Origin of the sequence: Ferrovibrio sp. (assembly GCF_002796975.1) — a bacterium.
Taxonomy (GTDB): domain Bacteria; phylum Pseudomonadota; class Alphaproteobacteria; order Ferrovibrionales; family Ferrovibrionaceae; genus Ferrovibrio.
The window spans coordinates 330,546-353,507 of record NZ_PEKV01000005.1 but is presented as its reverse complement, the minus strand read 5'-3'; the positions used below and the strand labels follow the sequence as shown (position 1 = coordinate 353,507).

Genomic DNA, 22,962 nt, shown 5'->3' with positions numbered 1-22,962 from the left:
AGTGCAGATCCTGCTTTACCTCGCCCCGATCATCCTGGTGATCGGGCTTGTCGCCACTGGCCGCGTACCGCTGGTGCGCGCCAGCTTCGCCGGCCTGATTGCGACCGTGCCCGCCGTGGTCGTCGCATTGCACGGGCAGCGCGATCTGGCCGAGTTCTTCCTGATCGAGAGCCTGAAGGGTGCCTGGCTGGCCTGGCATGCCATCGCCGTGACGCTGGCCGGCCTCACCGTGCATCATGTGATCCAGGCTGCCGCGCCCGCGCGCCAGACCGAAGCGAGCGAGGCCGCGCCGGTCTCGCCGCATCGCCGCGCCTATTTCCTCAGCTTCGTCGCGGCCGGACTGATCGAATGCGCCATCGGTTTCGGCGTCGGCTTCGCGCTCGCCATCCATGGCCTGCGCCGGCTCGGTGTCGCGCCGCTGCCGGCGATTGCCGTCGGCCTGCTGAGCCAGATGCTGGTGCCCTGGGGCGGGCTGGGCATCGGCACCACCATCGGTGCAGCGCTCGGGCATCTGCCGCTGCACGACTTCGGCCTCTACAGCGCCAGCCTGATGCCGGCTTTCGTGGCGGTGCTGCTCGGCTGGTTCTGGTGGTGGTCGCATAAACTGAAACTGGGCTTAAGCCTCGCCAATATGCCGCTCGATGCGCTGTGGACCGCGGCGATGTTCGGCCTGCTGTGGCTCGGCAATCTTTATGCCTCGGTCGATAGCGCCGGACTCATTGCGACCGCGCCCCTGGTGGCGCTCGGCTGGCTGCTGGATCGCAACCGGCCGGCGGTCAAAACCACGTTGCGCGTCGCGCTGCCCTATCTGCTGCTGATCGGCGTGCTGCTCTCGACGCGGCTGATCGCGCCGCTGTCGCAGGCATTGCAGAGCATCGCCGTGATGCAGCCCTTCGACGACATGCCAGTCTTTCCCTGGGCCTATCAGGCCGGCGTGATGCTGCTGCTGACCGCGATTGCTTACGGAGCATTGACGCTGAAACCGCGCCAGATCGGCGGTATTCTCAAACAGACCTGGGCCGCCGGACGTATCGCGATTCTCACGACGCTGATCTTCCTGATCATGGCACGGCTGATGGCAGCAAGCGGCATTCCCGCCGAACTGGCGCTGGCCTGGCAGTCGGTGGCCGGCGAACAGGCGCTGCTGGCGACGCCGCTGTTTGCCGCTGTCGCCGGCGGACTGACCGGCAGCAATACGGCGTCGAACAGCCTGATGCTGCCGCTGCAGGCGGCGCTTGCGGGCTCGGCCGGCGCCAATGTGTTGTGGGTCAGCGCGCTGCAGAACGTAACCGGCAGCCTGTTCACGCCCTTCTTCCCCGGCAAGATCGCCATGGCCTGCGCCTTTGCCGGCATCGCCGGCGCCGAGCGGCAGGTCTATCGCTTCGTCATCCTGCTGGCGCCGCTGCTGCTGGCGGCGGCCGTACTGCTTACGCTTTTCTTGTGACGGTATGGGCGTGATTGAGCGGACCATGCCCGTGGCCGAAGCCCGGCGCGGTCTCGATCGCCTTGCGCACATAGCTACGCGCCTGCGCCACCGCCTCGCGTAACTCCAGCCCGAAGGCCAGCCCCGTCGCAATCGCCGAGGCCAGCGTGCAGCCGGTGCCATGCGTCGAGGTCGTGTCAATACGGGTGTCGGAATAGCGCTGGGCGCCGCGCGAGTCGCGCAGCAGGTCGATGAGATCGTCGCCCGGCAGATGGCCGCCCTTGAGCAGCACCGCCTGCGGTCCGAGCTGCAGCAGGCGTTCGCTCGCCGGCGCCATGTCGGACTCTTCCGCGACCTTCAGTCCCGACAGCACTTCCGCCTCGGGCAGGTTCGGCGTAATGACTGCGGCGCGCGGAATCAGTTTGGTGCGCAGCGCCTCGGCGGCCGAGGACTGCAGCAAGGACGCACCGCCTTTCGCTACCATGACCGGATCGACGACCAGCGGCACATCCGGCGCATATTTTTCCAGCGCCGCGACCACGGCCTCGATGATATCGGCACGATGCAGCATGCCGGTCTTGATCGCATCGGCACCGATGTCCTGCAGCACGACACGCAGCTGTAAGGCGATGAACTCGGCCGGCACGTCGTGGATCGCATGCACCGTGCGGGTATCCTGCGCGGTCAGCGCCGTGATCGCCGTCATGGCATAGCCGCCCAGTGCGGTGACGGCCTTGATGTCGGCCTGGATGCCGGCGCCGCCGCCGGAATCCGATCCGGCGATGATGAGAACGCGGCCCTGCTTCGCCGACGACGACGCAGCGCTCACGCCGCCTGCTCCAGTGCGGTGACGATATCGGCCACGACCATCTGCACCAGCATTTCGTCCTCGCCTTCCGCCATCACGCGGATCAGCGGTTCGGTACCGCTGGGACGGATCACGATCCGGCCGGCCTTGCCGAGTTTCTTTTCGGCGGCATCGATGGCCTGCTGCACGTTCGGCGCTTCGAGCGGCTTGCCGCCGGCATGGCGCACGTTGCGCAGCAGCTGCGGATAGGGCGCGAAGCGGCGGCAGAACTGGCTGGCTTTCTGGCCCGACTCACACAGCGCCGTCAGCACCTGAAGTGCTGCGACAATGCCGTCGCCGGTGGTGGCGAAATCCGACAGGATGATATGGCCCGACTGCTCGCCGCCGAGATTGTAGCCCTGGCCGCGCATCGCCTCGAGCACATAGCGGTCGCCGACCTTGGTGCGGATCAGATCGATGCCGAGACTCTGCACGAAACGCTCAAGCCCGAGATTCGACATCACGGTGGCAACCAGGCCGTTCTTTTCCAGCCGGCCCTGACGCAGCCAGCTTTCGGCGATCACCGCCATCAGCTGGTCGCCGTCGATCACCTGGCCGCGCTCGTCCACCATCACCAGGCGGTCGGCATCGCCATCGAGCGCCACGCCGACATGCGCGCCATGCGCCACCACGGCTTCCTGCAACGCCTGCGGATGCGTCGAGCCGCACTCCCTGTTGATGTTGAAACCATCAGGTTTGATGCCGACCGGGATCACCTCGGCTTCGAGTTCCCACAGCACGGCGGGCGCCACCTTGTAGGCCGCACCGTTGGCGCAGTCGGCCACCACTTTCAGGCCGCGCAAATTCCTGCCCTTGGGCAGGGTCGCCTTGGCGAATTCGACATAACGGCCGTCGGCATCGTCGAGCCGCTTGGCGCGGCCGAGTCTGGCGGCATCGGCGAGCGCGGGCTGGCTGTCGCCGAGAATCATCGCCTCGATTTCCTTCTCGACGGCATCCGAGAGTTTGTAGCCATCGGGGCCGAACAGCTTGATGCCGTTGTCGTGGAAGGGATTGTGCGAGGCCGAGATCATCACGCCGAGATCGCAGCGCAGCGCGCGCGTCAGCATCGCCACCGCCGGCGTCGGCATCGGACCGACGAGGAACACATCCATGCCCACGGCGGTGAAGCCGGCGACCAGCGCCGGTTCGAGCATGTAACCCGAGAGCCGCGTATCCTTGCCGATCAGCACGCGATGACGATGATCGCCGCGCGTGAAATAAGCGCCGGCGGCCATGCCGACGCGCAAGGCGGTGGCGGCCGTCATCGGCTCGGTATTGGCCAGACCGCGAATGCCGTCGGTGCCGAAGAATTTGCGGGTCATGTGAATCGTCCGATTAAACAAACTGTCGCGCGGGACTATGCCACAGAAAGCCGCAAAACGGCAGAGTCTGCGTGGCGATTGATGCCGTTACGACTTGTTACATTTACACCGAATCGTTGGGCTTTTTGACTGTCAGCGATCCTGCTGTCATGGCTTGCCAGACATCCAGCGCCTGCACGGTCTCGGCCACGTCATGCACGCGCAGGATCTTGGCGCCCTGCTGCGCCGCCCATAATGCTGCGGAAATCGAACCAGGAAGACGCCGCTGCGCATCGGGCTCGCGCGCAACAGTACCGATGAAACTCTTGCGCGACACGCCGACCAGCAAAGGATAGCCGAGCGCACGCAGGGCCTGCAGCCGCTGCAGCAGTGTGAGATTGTGATCAGCCGTCTTGCCGAAGCCGATGCCCGGATCGATCAGGATGCGGTCGCGCGCCATGCCGGCGGCACGGCAGGCGGCAATGCGCTGGCCGAGAAAGTCGCGCACCTCGCGCAGCACGTCGTCATACTGCGGCGCCTGCTGCATGCTGCCGGGCTCGCCCTGCATATGCATCAGCACCACTGGCAATCCAGTGCGCAGGGCTGCATCAAGACTGCCCTCGCCGCGCAAAGCGGAAATGTCGTTGATCAGATGCGCGCCGGACACGGCGGTGGCATGCATGGTGGCGGCGTTGCGCGTATCGACCGAGATCAGCGCCTGCGGCGCCTCGCGGCGCAGCGCCTGGATCACCGGCACCAGGCGCTGGATCTCCTGCTGGAACGGCACCGGCGCCGCACCCGGCCGGGTCGATTCCGCGCCGAGGTCGATGATATCGGCGCCGGCCCCGACCTGGGCCCTGGCCTGGGCGATGGCGGCGGCTGGATCGCCGTGCAGCCCGTCGCCTGAGAAACTGTCGTCGGTGACATTGACGATGCCCATCACCAGCGGGCGGCCGTTTTCGTCGGCGGCGCGTAACAGCGTATTCAGCCGCTCGACTGCTTCGCGGCTGCTCGCTGACGTTCGTTTCGCTTCTTGGGCGTTCGTTTGCATTCGTTGGCGTTCGTTGCGCTTCGTTTGGTGCTCGTGGGTGTTCGTTTCGCTTCGTTCGTGTTCGTTGGTGTTCGCGTTAACTCATTTTTCCACCTATGCGGGAAACGACTTTACGGACCGCCATATTGTTCTTATCATGTTCTCATTGGATTTTCAAGTTTTCCCCATCCTCATATAAAATTTTGTATAATCCATGAATGCAGCCCGCCGTCGCGCCATCCGCTTCCTCGGCACCAGCTTGGACGACCTCCGGGCTTTTCCGCCGGCAGCGCGGCAGCGGGCCGGTTATCAGCTCGACCTGGTCCAGGCCGGCCGCGACCCGGATGACTGGAAGCCGATGCAGGGCATCGGGCCGGGCGTGCGGGAAATCCGTATCCGCGACACTGACGGGGCCTTTCGGGTGGTATATGTGGCGAAACTGGCTGAGGCGATTGTGGTGCTGCACTGCTTCCGCAAGACCACCGGCAGGACAGCACAGCGCGATCTCGATCTGGCGGCGCAAAGGTATCGCGCCTTGCTGAAGGAGCACAGGACATGACGGCGGCGCGACGCGACAGCGGATATGCCTCGGTCTGGGATGCCATCGAAGCGGCCCCCGGCGAGGCCGAGAATATGAAAATCAGGTCGCGGCTGATGCTGGCGCTGCGCGACCATATCGAACAGCAGGGCCTGACGCAGGCCGGCGCGGCCAGGCTGCTGGGCGTGACCCAGCCGCGCATTTCCGATCTGATGCGCGGGCGGATCGATCTGTTTGCCATCGATACGCTGGTCAACATGCTGCATGCTGCCGGAATGCAGGTGGAGCTGCGGATCGCCAAAGCCGCCTGAGTGACATACGGGAAGAGAACATGACCCTCGATTTCCTGCTGATCGCGCTGATCGTCGTCGCCACGCCGGGCACCGGCATGATCTACACGGTGGCCGCCGGACTGACGCGCGGCGGACGGGCCAGCCTCGTCGCGGCCTTTGGCTGCACGCTCGGTATCGTGCCGCATATGATCGCGGCGATCACCGGCCTGGCCGCGCTGCTGCATGCGAGCGCCGTGCTGTTCGACGGCGTGAAATATGCCGGCGTCGCCTATCTGCTGTGGATGGCCTGGCAGACCTGGAACGACCGCGGCTCGCTCAGCCTCACCGGCAAGGGGCCAAGCCAAAAAGAGAATGGCGCGCAATCGTTCATGCAGGTCACCATCGAGGCTATCGTGATCAACCTGCTCAATCCGAAACTCTCGATCTTCTTCTTCGCCTTCCTGCCGCAGTTCGTGGCGACGGACGCGCCCGACGCCCTGCCCCGCATGCTGGAAATGAGCGGCGTGTTCATGGCGATGACGTTTGGTGTGTTTGCTTTGTATGGCCTGTTTGCAGCCGCCGTGCGCGACCATGTGCTAAGCAGGCCGAAAGTGATGCTCTGGCTGCGCCGGACCTTCGCTGCGGCCTTCGTCGCGCTGGGCGCCAAGCTGGCGCTGACGGAGCGGTGAGGATCGCACTTTGACAGAGAGCCACGATACATCTGTCGAAAAATCTGAAACGGCAAATGAGACCGTCGTCGGGATTAATCACGCGATTGGACTTGCGATCGTCGTGATCGGCTTTCTCAGCTGGCCAGTCATGCTGTTCTCAGCCGGCATGACACATAACGGAGGACCCGTATTGCTGGCGGCGATTATTCAGCCGTGGATAAACCTTTTTCTAATGAAGATGATCATACGCCTAGGAAAACGAGAACCATTCACGCAACAGCTCATACTCATCGGCTATGCCTGCTTGATCTGCGGATCACTCCTTGCAGCCTTTGTAGAGCCAATATATGCCGCAGCTCCGATAGGGTGGTTGGTTGCTTTGGCGTTTCTACTGATATGATGGCAACCGAATATCTCCGTGAAAGGGATAGAATTGATCGATTATACCTGTCGGATGGCATCGCTATGAAAATCGGCATCATTGAATGCGGGCCGGTGCCCGAGTCGCTTCGCGCGCAATACGTCAGCTATCCGGCGATGTTCGCGGCGCAGCTCGGCGCGCTGCTGCCGGGTGCGACATTCACCACCATCTCTGTCGTGAATGGCGCGGCGCTACCCACGCCCGATGCCTGCGATGCATGGCTGATCCCTGGTTCGCGCTACGGCGTCTATGACGACCTGCCCTGGATCGAACCGCTGAAAGATTTCATCCGCGACGTGGCCCGCGAGAAGCGTCAGCCGATGGCGGGCATCTGCTTCGGCCACCAGATCATCGCCGAGGCGCTGGGCGGCAGGGTCGAGAAAGCCGCCATCGGATTCCGCGCCGGCATGGAGCGGTATGAGACCACACTGGGCAGCGGTACGGCGCAGACTGTGACGATGCCGGCCTCGCATCAGGACCAGGTGGTGGTGCAGCCGCCGGACAGCGAAGTGGTGGCGAAGACCGGAGCCTGCGCCGTCGCCGGCCTGCGTTATACGACGGCGCCGATTTTATCCGTGCAGTTCCATCCGGAATTCAGCCGCGCCTATCTGTCCGATCTGATCGCGCTGCGGTCGCAGCAGGATGTGAAGCCGGGGCTGGCCGATGCGCCGGACGAGACGGATGGCATCGGCATGCGCTGGATCGCGGATTTCTTCGCCGAACAGAAGCCGACCTGACAGACGCCCACCCTCACCCCAGCCGCACTTCATGCCCGGATCGCTTTTCGTCAGGCTGACGAATCCGTTGCGGCGGCGTTGATACAGACATGATCGACGGTTTCGAAACGGCCGGGTTCGACACCGGCACGGCACAGATTTTCTATTGCCACGGCGGCACAGGGCCGCCGCTGCTGCTGCTGCACGGTTTCCCCGAGACGCATCTGATGTGGCATCGCCTGGCGCCTGCGCTGGCGCGCGATTTCACCGTGATCTGCCCGGACCTGCGCGGCTATGGCACGAGCAGTTGTCCGCCCTCGGCGCCCGACCACGCGCCTTACAGCAAACGTGCGCTGGCCGGCGACATGCTGGCGCTGATGCAGCAGCGCGGCTTCACCCGCTTCGCCGTGGTCGGCCATGATCGCGGCGGGCGCGTGGCCTATCGGCTGGCGCTCGATCACCCGGCCCGGGTCAGCCGCCTGGCGGTTCTCGACGTCCTGCCGACAGCCACGGTCTGGGAACTGGGCGATGGGCGGATGGCGCAGGGCTTCTGGCCGTGGAGCCTGCTGGCGCAGGATCCGCCCCTGCCCGAAGCCGTGCTGACGCGCTGTGCCGCCGAGATCGTCGATGCCGCGCTGACCGGCTGGGGCTCCGCGCCGAGCAGTTTCCCGCCGGCGCAGCGCGAAGCCTATATCGCGCAGTTGCGCGACGCCGCACATGCGCGGGCGATCTGCGAGGAATACCGCGCGGCTGCCACGCTGGATGTTTCACATGACCGCAGCGACCGGGCGGGCGGCCGCCGCATCGTCTGCCCGCTGCTGTGCCTCTGGGCGAAAGACGGCCCGCTCGACAGCTGGTATGCCGATCACGGCGGACCGCTGGCCTTGTGGCGCGACTGGGCAACCGATGTGCAGGGCGAGGCCATGCCGGGCGGCCATTTCTTTCCCGAGGCCGAACCCGACCGCACGCTGAACAGCCTGCGCGGTTTTCTGCGCGCGGCCTGACCCGCAAGGTTTGCGGGCAAATCCGGAGTCACCCCAGCAGCGGCTTCATGCCGGGATCGCCTTTCAGCATGGCGCGCTGATAGGCGGGCCGCGCGCCGATGCGCACCAGATACTGCAGGATGCAGGGATAGTGCGACAGATCGTAGGGCTGGAAATAACGCATGGTGGTGAGCGAGAACACCGTCATGATATCGGCCGCGGTCAACTGGCTGCCCGCCAGATACGGCACTTGCGCCAGCCGCGTCTCCATCATGCCGAGAATCCGCTGCATGCGGCTCTGGCCCAGTTTCAGCGCCGGATGATCGGCCGGCGGATCGAAGCGGCCGGAGACCATCAGCCGCATGAAGGCCGGCTGTAGCGTGCCATTGGCGAAATGGAACCAGTAGAGATAGTCGGCAAACCCCGGATCGTCCTTCGGCACGCTGAGGCGGCCGTTGCCATGCTTGGCGATGATGTAGTCGACCACCGCAGCGGATTCCGCCAGCGTCACATCTCCATCCTGGATCACCGGCGCCGAGCCGACCGGATGCAGCGCGCGATACTCCTCGGGCGCCAGCACCGGCGCGCGCGCATAGAGCTTCAGCTCGTAGTCGATGCCCAGCTCCTCGCAGAGCCAGACGATGCGTTCGGACTGCGACTTGCCTAAGTGATGGACGGTGAGCATGCGGAACTCCCTGTTGCGAGCAGGCAGGGTAGCATGACGGAAGGATGTCAACGAATCCCGACTCTGCCGGTTCCGCGCTTTGTGAAATCTTTGCGCCCCCCTTGAAGCGGGAGTCTGACGCTCCCAGATGCCGGCCACGGTCAGACGACCGGTTCAGTTCACACATGAGGGGGCTCATGTCCGACACCGAAACGATGCCGACCGCTTTGCGCAATTCCACCGACATCCTGCAGGAGGTGCGCCGCGCCGAGGCGCTGCTGCGCGCCAGCTTCGGCTCCGGCTGCCTCGACAGAAACGGCCTGCTGGCCAAACCCGATCACTGCAGCGACGCGCTGACCACAGCGATCCGCGCCCTGCTGGAGGCGCAGAAGCGGCTCGCCGAGACGCAATGGCCGCAGCCCGATTTCCAGCCGGTGCGGCTCGCGGAGCAGCAGGCGGCGGAGTGAGGGGCACGCACCCGCTCCTGTTTCCAAATATGTCATCCCCGGGCTTGTCCCGGGAATCAGGCCGAATTGGCAAAGACGTCGAGGGCAGTCTCCGACGCCATATCGCTGCCTCTGGACGGGATGGATCCTCGGCCATCGCGCTTTGCGCGAAAGCAATTGTATGGCGGCAAAGCCGCCGGGCCCGGGGATGACGATTATGAGGCGGAAAGAAAAACGCCCGCTGTTTCCAGCGAGCGTTTTCGTATTCCTGCAATACCGGCGTATCAGGCGCCCGGCTGCGGTTCCGGTTCGAAGCCGCCGGCCGGCTTGCCGCCGCCGCGCGAGGTCGGCACCGCCGAGCGCGGACCGGCATCGCTGCCCGGGGTCGGGGTGCGGTCGTCGGTGCGCACGATCTTCTCGCCGCGCAGCAATGCCCTCACCTCGTCGCCCGACAGCGTCTCGTATTCCAGCAGCGCCACCGCCACGGTGTCGAGATCGGTGCGGTGTTCGGTCAGGATGCGGCGGGCGTTGGTTTCGGCATTGTCGATGATGTGACGGATTTCCTCATCGATCAGCTTCGCGGTCGCATCCGAGACGTTCTTGCGCTGGGTGACGGAATGGCCGAGGAAGACCTCTTCCTCGTTGTCCGAGTAGCGCAGGCGGCCGAGCTTGTCGCTCATGCCCCATTCAGTGACCATGCGACGCGCCAGGCCGGTGGCCTGCTGGATGTCGTTCGAGGCGCCGGTGGTGATGTTTTCCTTGCCGAAGACCAGTTCTTCCGCCATGCGGCCGCCGAACATCATCGCCAGACGCGATTCCAGTTCGAGCGTCGACATCGACAGACGGTCCTTCTCGGGCAGCGACATGGTGACGCCCAGCGCGCGGCCGCGCGGGATGATGGTCACCTTGTGCAGCGGATCGTGCTTGGGCATGAACAGGCCGACCAGCGCATGGCCCGCCTCGTGATAGGCGGTGAGGCGCTTTTCCTCTTCGCCCATCACCATCGAGCGGCGCTCGGCGCCCATCATCACCTTGTCCTTGGCATGCTCGAAATCGGCCATGGTGACGACGCGCTTGTTGCGGCGTGCCGCGAGCAAGGCTGCCTCGTTCACCAGGTTGGCGAGATCGGCGCCGGAGAAACCGGGCGTGCCGCGAGCGATGATCTTGGGTTCCACATCGGGCGCCAGCGGGACTTTCCGCATATGGACGCGCAGGATGTGTTCGCGGCCGATGATATCGGGATTCGGCACCACGATCTGGCGGTCGAAGCGGCCCGGACGCAGCAGGGCGGGATCGAGCACGTCGGGACGGTTGGTGGCGGCGATCAGGATCACGCCTTCGGTCGCCTCGAAACCGTCCATCTCGACCAGCAGCTGGTTCAGCGTCTGCTCGCGTTCGTCGTTGCCGCCGCCCAGCCCGGCGCCGCGATGGCGGCCGACCGCGTCGATTTCGTCGATGAAGATGATGCAGGGCGCGTTCTTCTTGGCCTGCTCGAACATGTCGCGCACGCGGCTGGCGCCGACGCCGACGAACATCTCAACGAAGTCGGAACCCGAGATCGTGAAGAACGGCACGTTGGCTTCGCCGGCGATGGCGCGGGCGAGCAAAGTCTTGCCGGTGCCCGGCGGGCCGACCAGCAGACAGCCCTTCGGGATCTTGCCGCCGAGACGCTGGAATTTCTGCGGGTCGCGCAGGAAGTCGACGATTTCTTCCAGCTCGCCCTTGGCTTCCTCGATGCCGGCAACGTCCTCGAAGGTGACGCGGCCATGGCGCTCGGTGAGCAGGCGCGCCTTCGACTTGCCGAAGCCCATCGCCTTGCCGCCGCCGCCCTGCATCTGGCGCATGAAGAAGATCCAGACGCCGATCAGCAGCAGCATCGGGAACCAGGAGATGAAGATGGTGAACAGCGGATTGCCTTCTTCCGGCGGCGCCGCGCTGACGCGTACGCCACGCTCGGTCAGCTTGGAGATCAGGCTGGGGTCGTTCGGCATATAGGTGGTGAAGCTGCGGCCGTCGCGGAAATGGCCGGTCACGGTGTTCGAGCTGTTCTGCACGATCACATCGGTGATCTGGCCGTTCGACACGTCGTTCAGGAAATCGGAATAGGCAAGCGCCTGCGCACTGCCGCGCATGCTGGGGCCCTGAAACAGGTTGAACAACGCCACGACCAGAAGGCCGATGATCACCCACAGCGCCAGATTACGGCCGAACATATTCACGGAAGCCCGTTCCTTTCCACACAAAACCCTGCCCGGACAAAAACTCCGGAGGCGGAAAATTTTAGCCGATTTTATCCGGCACAGACCATAGATATGCGCTCAACCGGCCTAAACAAGCGGTTACCGCGTGAGATTCTGCGGTTTGAGACGCCGATTCAGGCGGCTGGCAGCGCCGGCTGGAAGGAAATCGTCACCCCGGCCGGCATCTCGCCCCAGTTCAGGCCCGGAACCGCCAGTAGACGGCCGGCAGCGGTCCGCAGCGCCGGCAGCGCCGGCCATGCGACTTTAGGCAAAAGCGCGGCTGTGAGCGCTACGTCTTTTGACAGCCGGTCTTTCCCCAGCGGCGCAATACTGACGCCACGGACCGGCTTCGTTGCTGCAATGCGGAATCGACCGTCCCACAGCATAGAGGTCAGCGGCGCAGGCTCCGGCAGATAGCGCGCCTCGCGGCAGATCAGCAGATGCGTCTCGCCCCTCACGCGGCTGAGCAGACAGCGATGCAGGGTGAGCGGCAGGGATTTTCCGCCGCGCAGCGCATCGAGCAGCCGCTGCAATCCATCCAGCCGCGGCGGCACGGGCAGGCCGCCGATCGCGCCCAGCAGTTTGACCAGCGCGCGCAGGGCCAGGTCGTCTTCCGCGGCGATCAGCGCGGCCGGATCGAGCCAGGCCGTGCCGGCCGGCGTCAGCTGCACCGAGGCATGCAGCAGGTCATAGGCGGCGGCATCGAGCAGCGCGCGGGTGCGGGCAAAATTCTTCGCCGTCTGCGCCAGATGCTGCACCAGCTCGGCCCGTACCGCGGCGTCGTTCTCGCTGAGCAGGTCGAGCGCGGCGCGCACACGCACGCGCTGGAACGAGAGACTGGCGTTGCTCGGGTCTTCGACCCAGGCCTGTTTGCGTTTTTTCAGCGTGGCAACCAGCCGCACCTTGGGAAGATCGAGCAGCGGACGCAGCAGGATCAGGCCGTCGCGTGTCGCACGCGGCTGCATGGCAGCAAGACCATCAACGCCAGAGCCGCGCAGCGCCCGCAGCAGCACCGTCTCGGCCTGGTCGTCGCGATGATGCGCCAGCAGCAGGTGGCGGATACCGGCCTTCGCGCAGGCATCGCTCAGCAGCGCATAGCGCGCCTCGCGCGCCGCCGCCTGTCGATTTGCCGACGGTTTCTGTTTCGCATCCCAGGTGAGAATTTTCGGCGTCAGCCCGGCCCTGCGCAGCAAGCCGGCGACATGACGCGCTTCTTTCGTCGACTCAGCCCGCAGCCGGTGATCGACAATCAGCGGCAGCACCGCGATGCGTTTCTTGCGAGCCCAGTCGGCTGTCAGCAGCACCAGCGCCATGCTGTCGGCGCCGCCGGAGACGGCCACGGCAATCGATTTGGGTTTGTCGTCCGCCAGCAGTGGTCGCAGGCAGCGATCAAACTCCGCTACCGTTACCGCCGCCCCCGTCGTCATCTCGCGCTTACTTGCAGCCGATCTTGCCGCGTTCGCGGGTGGCGGCATCCTTCACATGCGGCGGCGCGCTAGCGAATTCCTTGCCAAGCTGGCCCAGCGCCGCACAGGCTTCCGGATTCTTCTTCATCGCCGACAGCGACATGCCGAGTTTCAGCAGGCTGTCGGGCGCCTTGGCGCCTTTCGGATAGCCCTGATAGCCCTGCAGGAAGGCCTGCGCCGCCGGCTCATACTGGCCGCGGACGTAATAGGTCTCGCCGAGCCAGTATTGCGCATTGCCGGCCAGCGCATCCTGCGGATGCGCACTCAGGAATTCGCGGAAGGCAGATTCGGCATCGGCATAGTCGCTCTGCACCAGCAGCTTGTAGGCGTAGTTGTAGCGCTCCTGCGGCGAACCGTTCGGCAGTTTGCCCTTGCCGGACGCCGGTGGCGTTGCCCGCGCGGTCTGCTGGTTGTGTTGCTGGGGCTGGTTCGGCGTATTGAGCGGACGGCCCTGCGCGTCGGCCGGCATCGAACCGAGCACGCCCTCCTTGGATGGCGCCTGACCCGGCGTCGATGACGTCGAACCGCGCGCCACCGGTGCGCCGGGCGCGGGCACGCCCTGCTGCTGCGCGCTGGGCTTCACCTGTTCGACGCTGCCGGTCTGCGGCGCGCTCTGCTGGCCCCCTCCTGGCTGACCAGTGGGCGGCTGGCCGCCACGTTCGAGCTGGTTGAGACGGAAATCGACATCCTCCACCAGCTTGTCGATGCGGCGGTTGGCCTGGCTGGAAGCGAATTCGACCTCCTCGAAACGCCCGGTCATCTGGCGGATCTGGTTTTCCAGCTCGTCGATGCGCGCATTCAGGCGGTTGGCAGCGGAAGATCCATCGCTGCCGGCATCGGTGAGGCTGCCGCCACCCGACGAGGAAGACGCCGGCGGCGTGCCGCCGCGATAGACCTGACGCTGCAGGGTCTGCAGGTCGCGTTCCAGGCGGTTGATGCGGTCGAAGGTCTGGGCGTCCTGCGCCCAAGCAGACGTAACGGCGGCAGGCACGGCGGTGCCGGCGAGCAGCAGGACAACAGACAGACGGGCGGCGAGCGACGCAGACATGGCGGACCCCGTGATGGACGAATCGGGCAGATTGCCGAGTTTACCGGGGTTTACGTCAAAAGCATGGCACCAAGCAATGAGGGGGCGCAGTTTTGCGCCCCCTCCTCATAGGCTTGCTGTGATCAGCCGATGACTGCCGCTGGTAAACTGCCAGCGGCAGACGGCAATCAGTTCTGCAGGACGGTCACGCCGCGGCGGTTCTGCGACCACGACGACTCGCTGTTGCCGACCGCGACCGGGCGTTCCTTGCCATAGGAGATCACCGAGATGCGCTGGCTCGGGATGCCCTGGTTGACCAGGTAATTCCGCACGGCGGTGGCGCGGCGGTCGCCGAGCGCGAGATTGTATTCGCGGGTGCCACGTTCGTCACAGTGACCCTCGATCACCACGCGCCACTGGCCGTTACGCTTCAGCCAGGCGACCTGGCGTTCCAGGATGCCGACGGCCTGGCTGTTCAGCGAGTGCGAGTCGGTTTCGAACAGCACGCGGTCACCGGCTTCGGTGGCGAACTGCTGCTGGGCGCCTTCACGGCCGCCCAGGGCGTTGCTGCTGACGCCGCCCATCGGGCTGCTGCTGACGCCGCTGGTCGAGCCGCCGCGACCGCCCGCACCGCTCATGGAACTGTCCTGCTGCGGCGCGCTTTCGCACGCGGCCAGACCCAGCACAAGCACCGCGGCCAGCATCGACCGCACCATCGTATTACGTTGCATTTTGGGGACTCCCCTCTTTTGTTAGCACTGCCCACCGTTAAAGCTTCTCGGCATAGCTAAGCCTGGCTTTTACGGCGGAATGGCGAATCTTTTACGGCGGAACTGCGGCGGATCGAAAAACCCGCTGCCAAGAGACTCTCACTGACCGAACCCTTGGCCGCGGAAAAAGTGCCGCTGCCCGCCCCGAATCAAACACGCGATACCTGAATCAAACAGATGACTGATTCAGCGACCGGGAATCAAAACACCCGCCTGCTTGCGCAGACGGGTGTTTCAAAGAACTCCAGTGCAATCCGGGCAGAGCCCAGAACTGCGCCTGAATTAGTTCGACAGGACCGTCACACCGCGACGGTTCTGGGCCCAGGCGGCCTCGTTCGAACCCAGAGCCACCGGACGCTCCTTACCGTAGGAGATCGTGGTGACGCGGTTCGCCGGGATGCCCTGGTTGACCAGGTAGGTCTTGACGGCATTGGCGCGACGCTCGCCGAGCGCAAGGTTGTATTCGCGGGTGCCGCGTTCGTCGGCATGACCCTCGATTACGACCTTCCACTGGCCATAGCGCTTCAGCCAGGCAGCCTGCTTGTCGAGCGTGGCCTTGCCGGCCGGCTTCACGTCGAACTTGTCATAGTCGAAGAAGACGCGGTCGCCGACGTTGACCTGGAAATCCTGCACGGTGCCGGGCGAGATGCTGGCAGCCGGAGCAGCAGCAGTCTTGGCGCCGCCGGCGCCGCTGGTGGAAGCGGTCGGGGCCGGATCGGACGAGCAAGCGGCAACGAGCATGCCCACGGCAGCCACGGCCAGGAACTTGGAGCCGAAGGTGTTGAGGCGCATTTTTATTATCCCTCCAAGGGTTTCGAGAAGTGAGTCAGGTACCTGAACAGCGAAGCGCAACTTGCGTTCCATGAACGGCAGTGAGAAATTTCGATCCGGACACGGAGCGTGTGACAGATCCCCAAGCTTTACCGGTCGCTGCCTCCGGGCCGGAAACCATTTCCTTAGCCAAGTGCAAACGTTGCCGGAACCCCGAGGTTCGAGCCATTACGTCAAGTTCGACTATATCGGCCGGTTTTTGCTGAATCAATAGGCCTAAGGGCTTGTAAATACTAAACGGACCCCTGCGGCATTTCTGCAACAGGGGTCCGTTNNGCAGATTCAGCGCACCAGAGCCGAGAGCGGCGACCAGGCCGGATCGGAGGCGTCGGCCGGCGTCGGGATTTCCCGTTCGTTGAAACCGGTGAGGTCAATCGAGATCAGGCGCACGCGATGTCCGCGGCCCTGCGCATTCGGCGGCGTCTCGCGATAGAACATGAGCACGCGGCCGTTCGGCGCCCAGGTCGGCGCTTCCTGCACCACCGCGTTCGACGACAGGATGCGTTCGCCCGAACCATCGGGACGCATCACACCGATCGAGAACTGGCCCTGATATTCCTTGGTGAAAGCGATCAGATCGCCGCGCGGCGACCACACCGGCGTGGAATAGCGGCCCTGATTGAAGCTGACGCGCTTCTGATCGGATCCATCGGAATTCATCACGTAAATCTGCTTGGTGCCACCACGATCCGAATTGAAGGTGATGCGACGACCGTCGGGCGCGAAGCTGGGCGACGTGTCGATGGCCGGATCGGTGGTGAGCCGCTGCCGCTGCCGCGTGCGCAGATCCATCATGTAGACATCGGAATTGCCGTCCGAGGCCAGTGACATGATCACGCGGTTGCCATCGGGCGAGAAGCGCGGCGCAAAGGTCATGCCGGGGAAATCGCCAACCAGTTCCTGCTGTCCGGTATCGATGTTGAACAGATAGACGCGCGGCTTGTCGTTGAAGTAGCTCAGATAGGTGATTTCCTGCTGGCCCGGGCTGAAACGCGGCGTCAGCACCAGGAAGCGGCCGTCGGTGAGCATGCGGTGATTGGCGCCGTCCTGGTCCATGATCGCCAGTCGCTTCACGCGGCGATCCGCCGGGCCGCTTTCAGACACGTAGACGATGCGGGTATCGAAATAACCATCCTCACCGGTGACGCGCTTGTAGATCGCGTCTGCAATTAAATGGGCAAGACGACGCCAGTTGTCGGGCGTGGTGAACAGCGCCAGGCCGGTCATCTGGTTTTCGGCGGCCACGTCCCACAGGCGGAATTCGCCGCGCAGGCGGCCGTCGGGCTGCATCTCGATGCGACCGTTGACCAGCGCATCGACATTGATCACGCGCCAGTCCTGGAAGCGCGGCTGTACCCGCATCTGCGCCGCCGACTGGATATGCGCCTTGGGATCGGCCGGCTTGAACAGGCCCGAGCGTTCGAGGTCGGCGCGGATCACCTGGGCGACATCGACGCCGATCTTCAGCGCCTGCGGGTTGTCGGCATCGAAATCGGAAATCGCGATCGGCACCGGTTTGAAATTGCCCGAACCAATAATAATTTCGACCGCGGCCTCTGCCCGCGGAGCGACCAACGCCATCGCAATCAGCATTAGCAAGCCGGCCTTCATAGCGCCAGCACTCGGCATCCGAAGCATCACTGTCTCCCTATGGTCTTTATCCGCCCAGCATCATGCGCGGATCGAAATTCAGAATGATTTCCTGAGTCCACTTATCTTTGTCGCCAGGCGGCAACTTAAACGGCGCGGCTTTCAGCACGGCCCGCTTCGCTGATTCTGCTGCCGAACGATAGTTTTCCTGGCCCGGCAGATACATGCGTGCGGTGTCAATGATCTCAGGCTGAGTACGCAATGAACCATCCGGGTTCAGGGTCATGCGGATACGCACAATCAGGTCCTTGGCATCTTTAGCGCCAATATCAACATTCCATTTGTCTTCAACCTGCTTGCGCAAGAAGTCCTGTTCGCTCATCGAGAGCGGCTGATTGGGATCCGACCGCCCCTCGGCACGCGGCGCGGCGGCCGGCGGCGTGCGCGAGGCGGTCTGCGGTGCCTGCTGCGGCTGCTGGGCCGGCGGCGCCTTCATCTTGTTCACCAGGGCTGCAACATCCGAGAAGTTCGGCGTCTTGCTCTTCTCTTCCGTGCGCTGCTGCGTCGGCTTGGGCGGGGCAGGCTTCACTTCCGGCTTGGGCTTTTCGGCCACCTTCGGCGGTTCTGGCGTCTCCACCACTTCCTTGGGTTTCGGCAGCGGCTTGGCGGTCGGCTGCGGCTCGGGCATCGGTTGCGGCTTGGGCGCCTCGGCCTGCTTGGGCGGCTCGGGCACGGGCGGCGGAGGCGGTGGTGGCGGCGCGGCGGCGGCCTGCTGTTTGGGCGGCTCGGGTGCCGGCTTGGCTTCCGGCACCGGCTCTTCCTTCGGCTCTGCCTTGGTCTCGACCACCTTGGGCTGCGGCTTGGGCACGTTGGTCTTTTCGGCAATCGGCGCGAATTCGGCCAGCACGACCATCGGCTCGGGCTCGCGCGGCGTTTCCCAGAAATAGGGCAGGCCGAAGATGCCGATGGCCAGAATGCCGGCATGCAGACTCGCCGAGAATATGTAGGACTGTCGCTGCACCCTGCCTCTACCCTTGCACTCTACGCATTGCCGACGGCCGCCCAGTTAACGTCTCGGCGCGGCAGCCGGCGGATTGCCGACCAGCGCCACCTTGGTGAAGCCGCCGGTGTTGATCACGCCCATCACTTCCAGCACCTTGCCGTAATTGATCGCCTGGTCGCCGCGTACGAAGATGCGGCGCTCAGGCGCATTGCCGGCAATCGCCTGCAGGCGCGGCACCAACTGGTCTATCTCGATCGGGCTTTCCTGAAGGTAAACGACGCCCTTGCTATCGATGGTGACGCTCAGGGGTTCGTCCTGGCCCTGGATCGCGGCAGCCTGCGTCTTCGGCAGGTCGACCTGCACGCCGACGGTGAGCAGCGGCGCCGCGACCATGAAGACGATCAGCAGCACCAGCATCACGTCGACCAGCGGGGTGACGTTGATTTCGGACATCGGCGCCCGCCGCATGCGGCCGCCGCGGGTCGAACCGCCTCCTCCGGCAGAGATACCCATGATCAGGCCGCCTCTTCGTCGAGCTGGCGCGACATCAGCGCGGAGAACTCGCCGGCAAAGCCTTCGAGCCGCACATTGAGGCGGGCCAGGTCATTGGAGAACTTGTTGTAGGCCATCACCGCCGGAATGGCTGCGAGCAGGCCCAAAGCGGTGGCGAACAACGCTTCCGCGATGCCCGGCGCCACCACGGCCAGCGAGGTGTTCTTGCTGGAGGCAATGGCGTGGAAGGAGTTCATGATGCCCCAGACCGTGCCGAACAGGCCGACGAAGGGCGACACCGAACCGACCGAGGCGAGGAAGCCGAGATAGCGTTCCAGCCGCTCCATCTCACGGTCGATAGAGACGCGCATCACCTGGTTGATACGGACCTGCAGCGAGCCCAGCCCCTTCGTGCCGCGCACCAGGCCGCGCTCGGTGGAGCGGCGCCATTCGCGCATCGCGGCGACGAACAGCACGGCCATCGGATGCTGCGGACCGGCCATCGAGAGGCGGTCGTACAGCGCATCCAGCGAGCCGCCCGACCAGAAGTCGTTCTCGAACTTGTCGGTGTCGCTGACGGTGCGGCGGATCTTGATCAGCTTGTCGAAGATGATCGCCCACGACCAGAACGAGGCCAGGATGAGCAGCAGCATCACGGCCTTGACGATCCAGTCGGCCTGAAGGAAGAGCGCCCAGAGCGAAAGATCGGCGGCCGCAGAAGAGCCCCCGAGCTGCGCAGCGCTGACGGTCCTGTCCATAAGTTCGAATCCTTTGGCTGAGAGTTAACAGATCAATGCGATAAATTTGGTGAAAGTGTGGCGAAAAGCGCCGCAACCGGCGGCGGCACCCGCCGGGCACGGCCTTTTGCGTCGATACAGGCCAACTTGACCTCGGCCCGGACCAGCAGGTCCTCGCCGCGCCAGACCTCCTGCCTCAGGGTCAGGCTGGCGCCGCGCAGTTCGGTCAGGGCGGTTGTAACAACCAGTACCTCATGCAGCCGGGCCGGTTTCAGGTAGTCCATATTGCAGGCTCGGACCGCGAAGGCGACGCCGTTTTCCGCATCTATCAGGCCGCGCTGGTCGATGCCGTTCTGCAACAAAAGATCGGACCGGCCGCGTTCGATGAAGCGCAGATAGTTGGCGTAATACACGATGCCGGCGGCATCGGTATCCTCCCATTGCACCCGCAGGGCGTAACGATGCTGTTTGTCAGCCCCCCGGGACTCAGGCATCGTCATCACCCAGAAGGTCTAGCTGGTTCGTACCCAGTCCCGCAGGCGGCGTCAGGCCGATATGGGCGAAGGCGGCGGGCGTCAGCAGCCGGCCGCGCGGCGTGCGCTGCAGGAAACCCTGCTGAATGAGATATGGCTCGATGATGTCTTCCAGCGCGTCGCGCGGTTCGGACAGCGAAGCGGCGATGGTCTCGACGCCGACCGGCCCACCGGAAAAATCGCGCGCAATTGTCGTCAGATACCTGCGATCCATGGCATCCAGGCCGCGCGCATCCACTTCAAGCCGCAGCAGCGCGGCATCGGCAGTGGCGGCATCGACCACCTTGGCCTTGGCGTAGACGGCGAAATCGCGTACCCGGCGCAGCAGCCGGCCGGCGACGCGTGGCGTACCGCGCGCGCGGCGGGCGATCTCACGCGCACCGCTGGCGTCCAGCTCGAGATCGAGGATACGGGCGCCGCGCCGCACGATCAGTTCCAGTTCCTCGACCTCGTAGAAATTCAGCCGCAGCGGAATGCCGAAGCGTTCGCGCAACGGCGTGGTCAGCAGGCCGGACCGCGTGGTGGCGCCGACGAGCGTAAACGGCGGCAGGTCGATGCGCACGCTGCGTGCCGATGGCCCCTCGCCGATGATCAGGTCGAGCTGGAAATCTTCCATCGCCGGATAGAGGATTTCCTCCACGGCCGGATTGAGGCGATGGATCTCGTCGATGAACAGCACGTCGCGCGCTTCCAGATTGGTCAGCAGCGCGGCGAGATCGCCGGCCTTGGCGATGACAGGCCCCGAGGTGGCCTTGAAGTTGACACCGAGTTCGCGCGATACGATCTGCGCCAGCGTGGTCTTGCCCAGACCCGGCGGACCGTGGAACAGCACATGGTCGAGCGCCTCGCCGCGTGCTTTCGCGGCCTGGATGAAGATGTTGAGGTTTTCGCGGGCACGGGCCTGGCCGATGAAATCGCCCAGAACCTGCGGGCGCAGATGACGTTCGAGATCGTCGCCCTCGGCTTTTGCGCCCGACACCATGCGAGACGGCTCGCTCATCGCGCCAGTTCCTTGAGCGCGGCCGGGATCAGCTGCTGCACATTGGCTTTGTCGCCGAGGTTACGGGCAGCGGTGGTGACGGCCCCAAAGGCATCGGCACGCTTGTAGCCGAGATTGACCAAAGCCGAGAGCGCGTCTGCCACGGGGCCGTTCGCGCCGTTTTCTGCTGCGACATCTGCGGGCATGGCGCTGGCGACCGGGCCGAGCGCGATGCCGCCGACCTTGTCCTTCAGCTCGGTGATCAGGCGCACGGCCAGCTTGGGGCCGACGCCGTCGCAGCGGTTCAGCGAGGTCTTGTCGGCCGAAGCGATGGCCCGGAACAGCTCATCGGGCGCCAGCGTCGACAGGATGCCGAGCGCGACTTTCGCACCGACGCCCTGCACTGTTTGCAGAAGGTTGAAACATTCCCGCTCGGACGACGACATGAAGCCGAACAGATGGATATGCTCCTCGCGTACATGCGTCTCGATATGCAGGCGGATCGCTTCGCCCGGTCGGGGCAGGCTGCGCAGGGTGCGCGCCGAGCAGAAGACCTGGTAGCCGACGCCGTTCACATCGAGGATGCAGAAGGTCTCGGCCACGGAATCGAGCAGCCCGCTGAGTTTCGCGATCATCGTGCGGCTCTCAGCAAGGCAGCCTCGGCCGTACGGATCACGCGGGCGGTGGCGGCATTATGCGCATGACAGATCGCAACGGCGAGCGCATCGGCGGCATCCGCGCCAGTGACATTGCACCCTGGCAGCAGCCGCTTCACCATCGCGTGAACCTGGTCCTTGTCGGCGGCACCCGTTCCCACCACGGCCTTCTTGATCATGGTCGGGGCATATTCCGCCACCGGCAGGCCGGCCTGCGCCGGCGCCAGCAGCACCACGCCGCGTGCCTGGCCGAGTTTCAGCGTCGAGGCCGGATTCTTGTTCACGAAGGTCTCTTCCACCGCGGCCGCCTGCGGCTGCCATTCCTGCAGCAGTTCCATCAGCGCGTCATGCAGGCTGCGCAAACGATACGCCAACTCGTCGTCCGGGTTGCTGCGGATGGTGCCATGCGCGACATGGCTGAGCCGGTTGCCCTCGGCATGGATGATGCCCCAGCCGGTGGCCCGCAGGCCGGGATCGAGACCGATGATGCGCATGGGTGAACCCAAGCCGGAGTCCTTTCGGGGCCTTAACCCGCAAGCCGCTTCAGTTCGTCCTCCGAAATGTCGAAATTGGCGTAGACGGTCTGCACGTCGTCGCTGTCTTCCAGCACTTCGATCATCTTGAACAGCGTCTCGGCCTTCTCGCCCTCGACCGGCGTGGTGGTCTTGGCCTTCCACACCAGCTTGGCCGATTTCGGCTCGCCGAAGGTCTTTTCCAGCGCCTCGCGCACCGCGGCGAAATCATCCTGCGCGCAGGTGACACTGTGGCCTTCGTCGTCCGACTGCACGTCCTCTGCGCCGGCCTCCAGTGCGCCTTCGAACAGCGCCTCGGCCGAGGCCGCGGTCGCCGGGAAAACGATCTCGCCGACGCGGTCGAACATGAAGGATACCGAGTTGGTCTCGCCCAGCGCCCCGCCATTCTTGGAAAAGGCGGCGCGCACTTCGCCGGCCGTACGGTTGCGGTTGTCGGTCAGGGCCTCGACGATCACGGCAACGCCGCCCGGGCCGTAGCCTTCGTAGCGCACCTCTTCGTAATTGTCGGCCGCATCGCCGCCGGCGCCGCGCTTCACGGCTCGGTCGATGGTGTCTTTCGACATATTGGCGACGCGGGCGGCCTGGATGGCGGCGCGCAGGCGCGGATTGGCGGCCGGATCGGGCTGGCCGGAGCGGGCCGCCGTGGTCAGTTCGCGGATCAGTTTGGTGAAAACCTTGGCGCGCTTGGCATCCTGCGCGCCCTTGCGATGCATGATGTTTTTAAACTGGGAATGGCCGGCCATGGACGAACCTGCTTAAAGCGTGAAAAACCGAGCGAATCGGGCATGTTTAT

General features: G+C 64.7%; 26 protein-coding genes. 8 read left to right on the top strand and 18 right to left on the bottom strand.

Annotation, left to right across the window (positions count from 1 at the left end; translation table 11 throughout):
• The first annotated feature begins 1 nt into the window (after nucleotide 1).
• Nucleotides 2-1,444, top strand: a complete 1,443-nt coding sequence (locus CTR53_RS06700) for an L-lactate permease (protein ID WP_290810271.1) — start codon at nucleotides 2-4, stop codon at nucleotides 1,442-1,444.
• On the opposite strand, the gene thiD is transcribed toward CTR53_RS06700, so the two are convergent.
• The 3 genes from thiD to folP all read right to left on the bottom strand — a co-directional run bounded on the left by thiD (nucleotide 1,428) and on the right by folP (nucleotide 4,622).
• A complete protein-coding gene (gene thiD / locus CTR53_RS06695) occupies nucleotides 1,428-2,252 on the bottom strand; it encodes a bifunctional hydroxymethylpyrimidine kinase/phosphomethylpyrimidine kinase (protein ID WP_290810269.1) in 825 nt (274 codons plus the stop codon). The two genes, CTR53_RS06700 and thiD, sit on opposite strands and share 17 nt — an antisense overlap.
• A complete protein-coding gene (gene glmM / locus CTR53_RS06690) occupies nucleotides 2,249-3,598 on the bottom strand; it encodes a phosphoglucosamine mutase (protein WP_290811647.1) in 1,350 nt (449 codons plus the stop codon). Before glmM ends, thiD begins: the two co-directional genes overlap by 4 nt.
• A 97-nt stretch (nucleotides 3,599-3,695) precedes the next feature.
• Nucleotides 3,696-4,622, bottom strand: a complete 927-nt coding sequence (folP, locus tag CTR53_RS06685) for a dihydropteroate synthase (RefSeq protein WP_290810267.1) — start codon at nucleotides 4,620-4,622, stop codon at nucleotides 3,696-3,698.
• Between the two features lie 193 nt (nucleotides 4,623-4,815).
• Between folP and CTR53_RS06680 the strand changes: the two genes are divergently transcribed.
• The 6 genes from CTR53_RS06680 to CTR53_RS06655 all read left to right on the top strand — a co-directional run bounded on the left by CTR53_RS06680 (nucleotide 4,816) and on the right by CTR53_RS06655 (nucleotide 8,223).
• Entirely contained in the window at nucleotides 4,816-5,160 is a 345-nt protein-coding gene (locus CTR53_RS06680; RefSeq protein WP_290810265.1) for a type II toxin-antitoxin system RelE/ParE family toxin, read from the top strand.
• Entirely contained in the window at nucleotides 5,157-5,450 is a 294-nt protein-coding gene (locus CTR53_RS06675) for an XRE family transcriptional regulator (RefSeq protein ID WP_290810263.1), read from the top strand. The genes CTR53_RS06680 and CTR53_RS06675 overlap by 4 nt, the downstream gene beginning before the upstream one ends.
• Nucleotides 5,451-5,470: 20 nt before the next feature.
• Nucleotides 5,471-6,100: a LysE family translocator gene (locus tag CTR53_RS06670; protein WP_290810261.1), complete on the top strand. Its 630-nt coding sequence runs from the start codon at nucleotides 5,471-5,473 to the stop codon at nucleotides 6,098-6,100.
• A 10-nt stretch (nucleotides 6,101-6,110) separates the two neighbouring features.
• On the top strand, nucleotides 6,111-6,482 hold the full coding sequence (locus CTR53_RS06665) for a hypothetical protein (protein ID WP_290810259.1): 372 nt from the start codon (nucleotides 6,111-6,113) through the stop codon (nucleotides 6,480-6,482).
• A gap of 65 nt (nucleotides 6,483-6,547) precedes the next feature.
• On the top strand, nucleotides 6,548-7,240 hold the full coding sequence (locus CTR53_RS06660) for a type 1 glutamine amidotransferase (RefSeq protein ID WP_290810257.1): 693 nt from the start codon (nucleotides 6,548-6,550) through the stop codon (nucleotides 7,238-7,240).
• An 89-nt stretch (nucleotides 7,241-7,329) separates the two neighbouring features.
• Entirely contained in the window at nucleotides 7,330-8,223 is an 894-nt protein-coding gene (locus tag CTR53_RS06655) for an alpha/beta fold hydrolase (protein ID WP_290810255.1), read from the top strand.
• A 28-nt stretch (nucleotides 8,224-8,251) separates the two neighbouring features.
• Here CTR53_RS06655 and CTR53_RS06650 read toward each other — a convergent pair whose 3' ends face one another.
• Nucleotides 8,252-8,887 carry a glutathione S-transferase family protein gene (locus CTR53_RS06650; protein WP_290810253.1) on the bottom strand — a complete coding sequence of 212 codons (636 nt, stop codon included), beginning with the start codon at nucleotides 8,885-8,887 and terminating at the stop codon, nucleotides 8,252-8,254.
• Nucleotides 8,888-9,063: 176 nt separating this feature from the next.
• On the opposite strand from CTR53_RS06650, the gene CTR53_RS06645 reads away from it, so the two are divergent.
• Nucleotides 9,064-9,333 (top strand): hypothetical protein, encoded by a 270-nt coding sequence (locus tag CTR53_RS06645; RefSeq protein ID WP_290810251.1) that lies wholly within the window; start codon nucleotides 9,064-9,066, stop codon nucleotides 9,331-9,333.
• Between the two features lie 263 nt (nucleotides 9,334-9,596).
• Here CTR53_RS06645 and ftsH read toward each other — a convergent pair whose 3' ends face one another.
• From ftsH to CTR53_RS06575, 14 genes are all read right to left on the bottom strand, one after another.
• On the bottom strand, nucleotides 9,597-11,531 hold the full coding sequence (ftsH, locus tag CTR53_RS06640) for an ATP-dependent zinc metalloprotease FtsH (RefSeq protein WP_290810249.1): 1,935 nt from the start codon (nucleotides 11,529-11,531) through the stop codon (nucleotides 9,597-9,599).
• Nucleotides 11,532-11,686: 155 nt separating this feature from the next.
• Entirely contained in the window at nucleotides 11,687-12,979 is a 1,293-nt protein-coding gene (tilS, locus tag CTR53_RS06635) for a tRNA lysidine(34) synthetase TilS (RefSeq protein WP_290810247.1), read from the bottom strand.
• A gap of 7 nt (nucleotides 12,980-12,986) precedes the next feature.
• Nucleotides 12,987-14,066: a tol-pal system protein YbgF gene (ybgF, locus tag CTR53_RS06630; protein ID WP_290810245.1), complete on the bottom strand. Its 1,080-nt coding sequence runs from the start codon at nucleotides 14,064-14,066 to the stop codon at nucleotides 12,987-12,989.
• Between the two features lie 167 nt (nucleotides 14,067-14,233).
• Complete coding sequence (gene pal / locus CTR53_RS06625; RefSeq protein WP_290810243.1) at nucleotides 14,234-14,776, bottom strand: peptidoglycan-associated lipoprotein Pal; 543 nt, start codon at nucleotides 14,774-14,776, stop codon at nucleotides 14,234-14,236.
• 321 nt (nucleotides 14,777-15,097) lie between these two features.
• Nucleotides 15,098-15,607 carry a peptidoglycan-associated lipoprotein Pal gene (gene pal / locus CTR53_RS06620; protein ID WP_290810241.1) on the bottom strand — a complete coding sequence of 170 codons (510 nt, stop codon included), beginning with the start codon at nucleotides 15,605-15,607 and terminating at the stop codon, nucleotides 15,098-15,100.
• A 321-nt stretch (nucleotides 15,608-15,928) separates the two neighbouring features.
• Complete coding sequence (tolB, locus tag CTR53_RS06615; RefSeq protein WP_290810239.1) at nucleotides 15,929-17,284, bottom strand: Tol-Pal system beta propeller repeat protein TolB; 1,356 nt, start codon at nucleotides 17,282-17,284, stop codon at nucleotides 15,929-15,931.
• 19 nt (nucleotides 17,285-17,303) lie between these two features.
• Nucleotides 17,304-18,257, bottom strand: coding sequence for a hypothetical protein (locus CTR53_RS06610; protein WP_290810237.1), 954 nt, complete (start codon nucleotides 18,255-18,257; stop codon nucleotides 17,304-17,306).
• A 45-nt stretch (nucleotides 18,258-18,302) separates the two neighbouring features.
• Nucleotides 18,303-18,752 (bottom strand): protein TolR, encoded by a 450-nt coding sequence (tolR, locus tag CTR53_RS06605; protein WP_290810235.1) that lies wholly within the window; start codon nucleotides 18,750-18,752, stop codon nucleotides 18,303-18,305.
• A gap of 2 nt (nucleotides 18,753-18,754) precedes the next feature.
• Nucleotides 18,755-19,489 (bottom strand): protein TolQ, encoded by a 735-nt coding sequence (gene tolQ, locus CTR53_RS06600; RefSeq protein ID WP_290810233.1) that lies wholly within the window; start codon nucleotides 19,487-19,489, stop codon nucleotides 18,755-18,757.
• Nucleotides 19,490-19,521: 32 nt separating this feature from the next.
• Nucleotides 19,522-19,962, bottom strand: a complete 441-nt coding sequence (gene ybgC / locus CTR53_RS06595) for a tol-pal system-associated acyl-CoA thioesterase (protein WP_290810231.1) — start codon at nucleotides 19,960-19,962, stop codon at nucleotides 19,522-19,524.
• Nucleotides 19,955-21,001 (bottom strand): Holliday junction branch migration DNA helicase RuvB, encoded by a 1,047-nt coding sequence (ruvB, locus tag CTR53_RS06590; RefSeq protein ID WP_290810229.1) that lies wholly within the window; start codon nucleotides 20,999-21,001, stop codon nucleotides 19,955-19,957. Before ruvB ends, ybgC begins: the two co-directional genes overlap by 8 nt.
• The gene (ruvA, locus tag CTR53_RS06585; RefSeq protein WP_290810227.1) at nucleotides 20,998-21,615 is read right to left on the bottom strand and encodes a Holliday junction branch migration protein RuvA; all 618 of its coding nucleotides are present in this window, start codon (nucleotides 21,613-21,615) and stop codon (nucleotides 20,998-21,000) included. Before ruvA ends, ruvB begins: the two co-directional genes overlap by 4 nt.
• Entirely contained in the window at nucleotides 21,612-22,130 is a 519-nt protein-coding gene (gene ruvC, locus CTR53_RS06580; protein WP_290810216.1) for a crossover junction endodeoxyribonuclease RuvC, read from the bottom strand. Before ruvC ends, ruvA begins: the two co-directional genes overlap by 4 nt.
• Before the next feature lie 32 nt (nucleotides 22,131-22,162).
• Nucleotides 22,163-22,912: a YebC/PmpR family DNA-binding transcriptional regulator gene (locus CTR53_RS06575; RefSeq protein WP_290810214.1), complete on the bottom strand. Its 750-nt coding sequence runs from the start codon at nucleotides 22,910-22,912 to the stop codon at nucleotides 22,163-22,165.
• Nucleotides 22,913-22,962: the final 50 nt, after the last annotated feature.

Excerpts from the sequence above, each read along its gene's own strand:
- folP (WP_290810267.1), bottom strand. The coding sequence starts at position 4,622 with ATGCAAACGAACGCCCAAGAAGCGAAACGAACGTCAGCGAGCAGCCGC.
- CTR53_RS06680 (WP_290810265.1), top strand. The coding sequence starts at position 4,816 with ATGAATGCAGCCCGCCGTCGCGCCATCCGCTTCCTCGGCACCAGCTTG.
- CTR53_RS06675 (WP_290810263.1), top strand. The coding sequence starts at position 5,157 with ATGACGGCGGCGCGACGCGACAGCGGATATGCCTCGGTCTGGGATGCC.
- CTR53_RS06670 (WP_290810261.1), top strand. The coding sequence starts at position 5,471 with ATGACCCTCGATTTCCTGCTGATCGCGCTGATCGTCGTCGCCACGCCG.
- CTR53_RS06660 (WP_290810257.1), top strand. The coding sequence starts at position 6,548 with ATGAAAATCGGCATCATTGAATGCGGGCCGGTGCCCGAGTCGCTTCGC.
- CTR53_RS06655 (WP_290810255.1), top strand. The coding sequence starts at position 7,330 with ATGATCGACGGTTTCGAAACGGCCGGGTTCGACACCGGCACGGCACAG.
- CTR53_RS06650 (WP_290810253.1), bottom strand. The coding sequence starts at position 8,887 with ATGCTCACCGTCCATCACTTAGGCAAGTCGCAGTCCGAACGCATCGTC.
- CTR53_RS06645 (WP_290810251.1), top strand. The coding sequence starts at position 9,064 with ATGTCCGACACCGAAACGATGCCGACCGCTTTGCGCAATTCCACCGAC.
- tilS (WP_290810247.1), bottom strand. The coding sequence starts at position 12,979 with ATGACGACGGGGGCGGCGGTAACGGTAGCGGAGTTTGATCGCTGCCTG.
- ybgF (WP_290810245.1), bottom strand. The coding sequence starts at position 14,066 with ATGTCTGCGTCGCTCGCCGCCCGTCTGTCTGTTGTCCTGCTGCTCGCC.
- pal (WP_290810243.1), bottom strand. The coding sequence starts at position 14,776 with ATGCAACGTAATACGATGGTGCGGTCGATGCTGGCCGCGGTGCTTGTG.
- pal (WP_290810241.1), bottom strand. The coding sequence starts at position 15,607 with ATGCGCCTCAACACCTTCGGCTCCAAGTTCCTGGCCGTGGCTGCCGTG.
- tolB (WP_290810239.1), bottom strand. The coding sequence starts at position 17,284 with ATGCTTCGGATGCCGAGTGCTGGCGCTATGAAGGCCGGCTTGCTAATG.
- tolR (WP_290810235.1), bottom strand. The coding sequence starts at position 18,752 with ATGGGTATCTCTGCCGGAGGAGGCGGTTCGACCCGCGGCGGCCGCATG.
- tolQ (WP_290810233.1), bottom strand. The coding sequence starts at position 19,489 with ATGGACAGGACCGTCAGCGCTGCGCAGCTCGGGGGCTCTTCTGCGGCC.
- ybgC (WP_290810231.1), bottom strand. The coding sequence starts at position 19,962 with ATGCCTGAGTCCCGGGGGGCTGACAAACAGCATCGTTACGCCCTGCGG.
- ruvB (WP_290810229.1), bottom strand. The coding sequence starts at position 21,001 with ATGAGCGAGCCGTCTCGCATGGTGTCGGGCGCAAAAGCCGAGGGCGAC.
- ruvA (WP_290810227.1), bottom strand. The coding sequence starts at position 21,615 with ATGATCGCGAAACTCAGCGGGCTGCTCGATTCCGTGGCCGAGACCTTC.
- ruvC (WP_290810216.1), bottom strand. The coding sequence starts at position 22,130 with ATGCGCATCATCGGTCTCGATCCCGGCCTGCGGGCCACCGGCTGGGGC.
- CTR53_RS06575 (WP_290810214.1), bottom strand. The coding sequence starts at position 22,912 with ATGGCCGGCCATTCCCAGTTTAAAAACATCATGCATCGCAAGGGCGCG.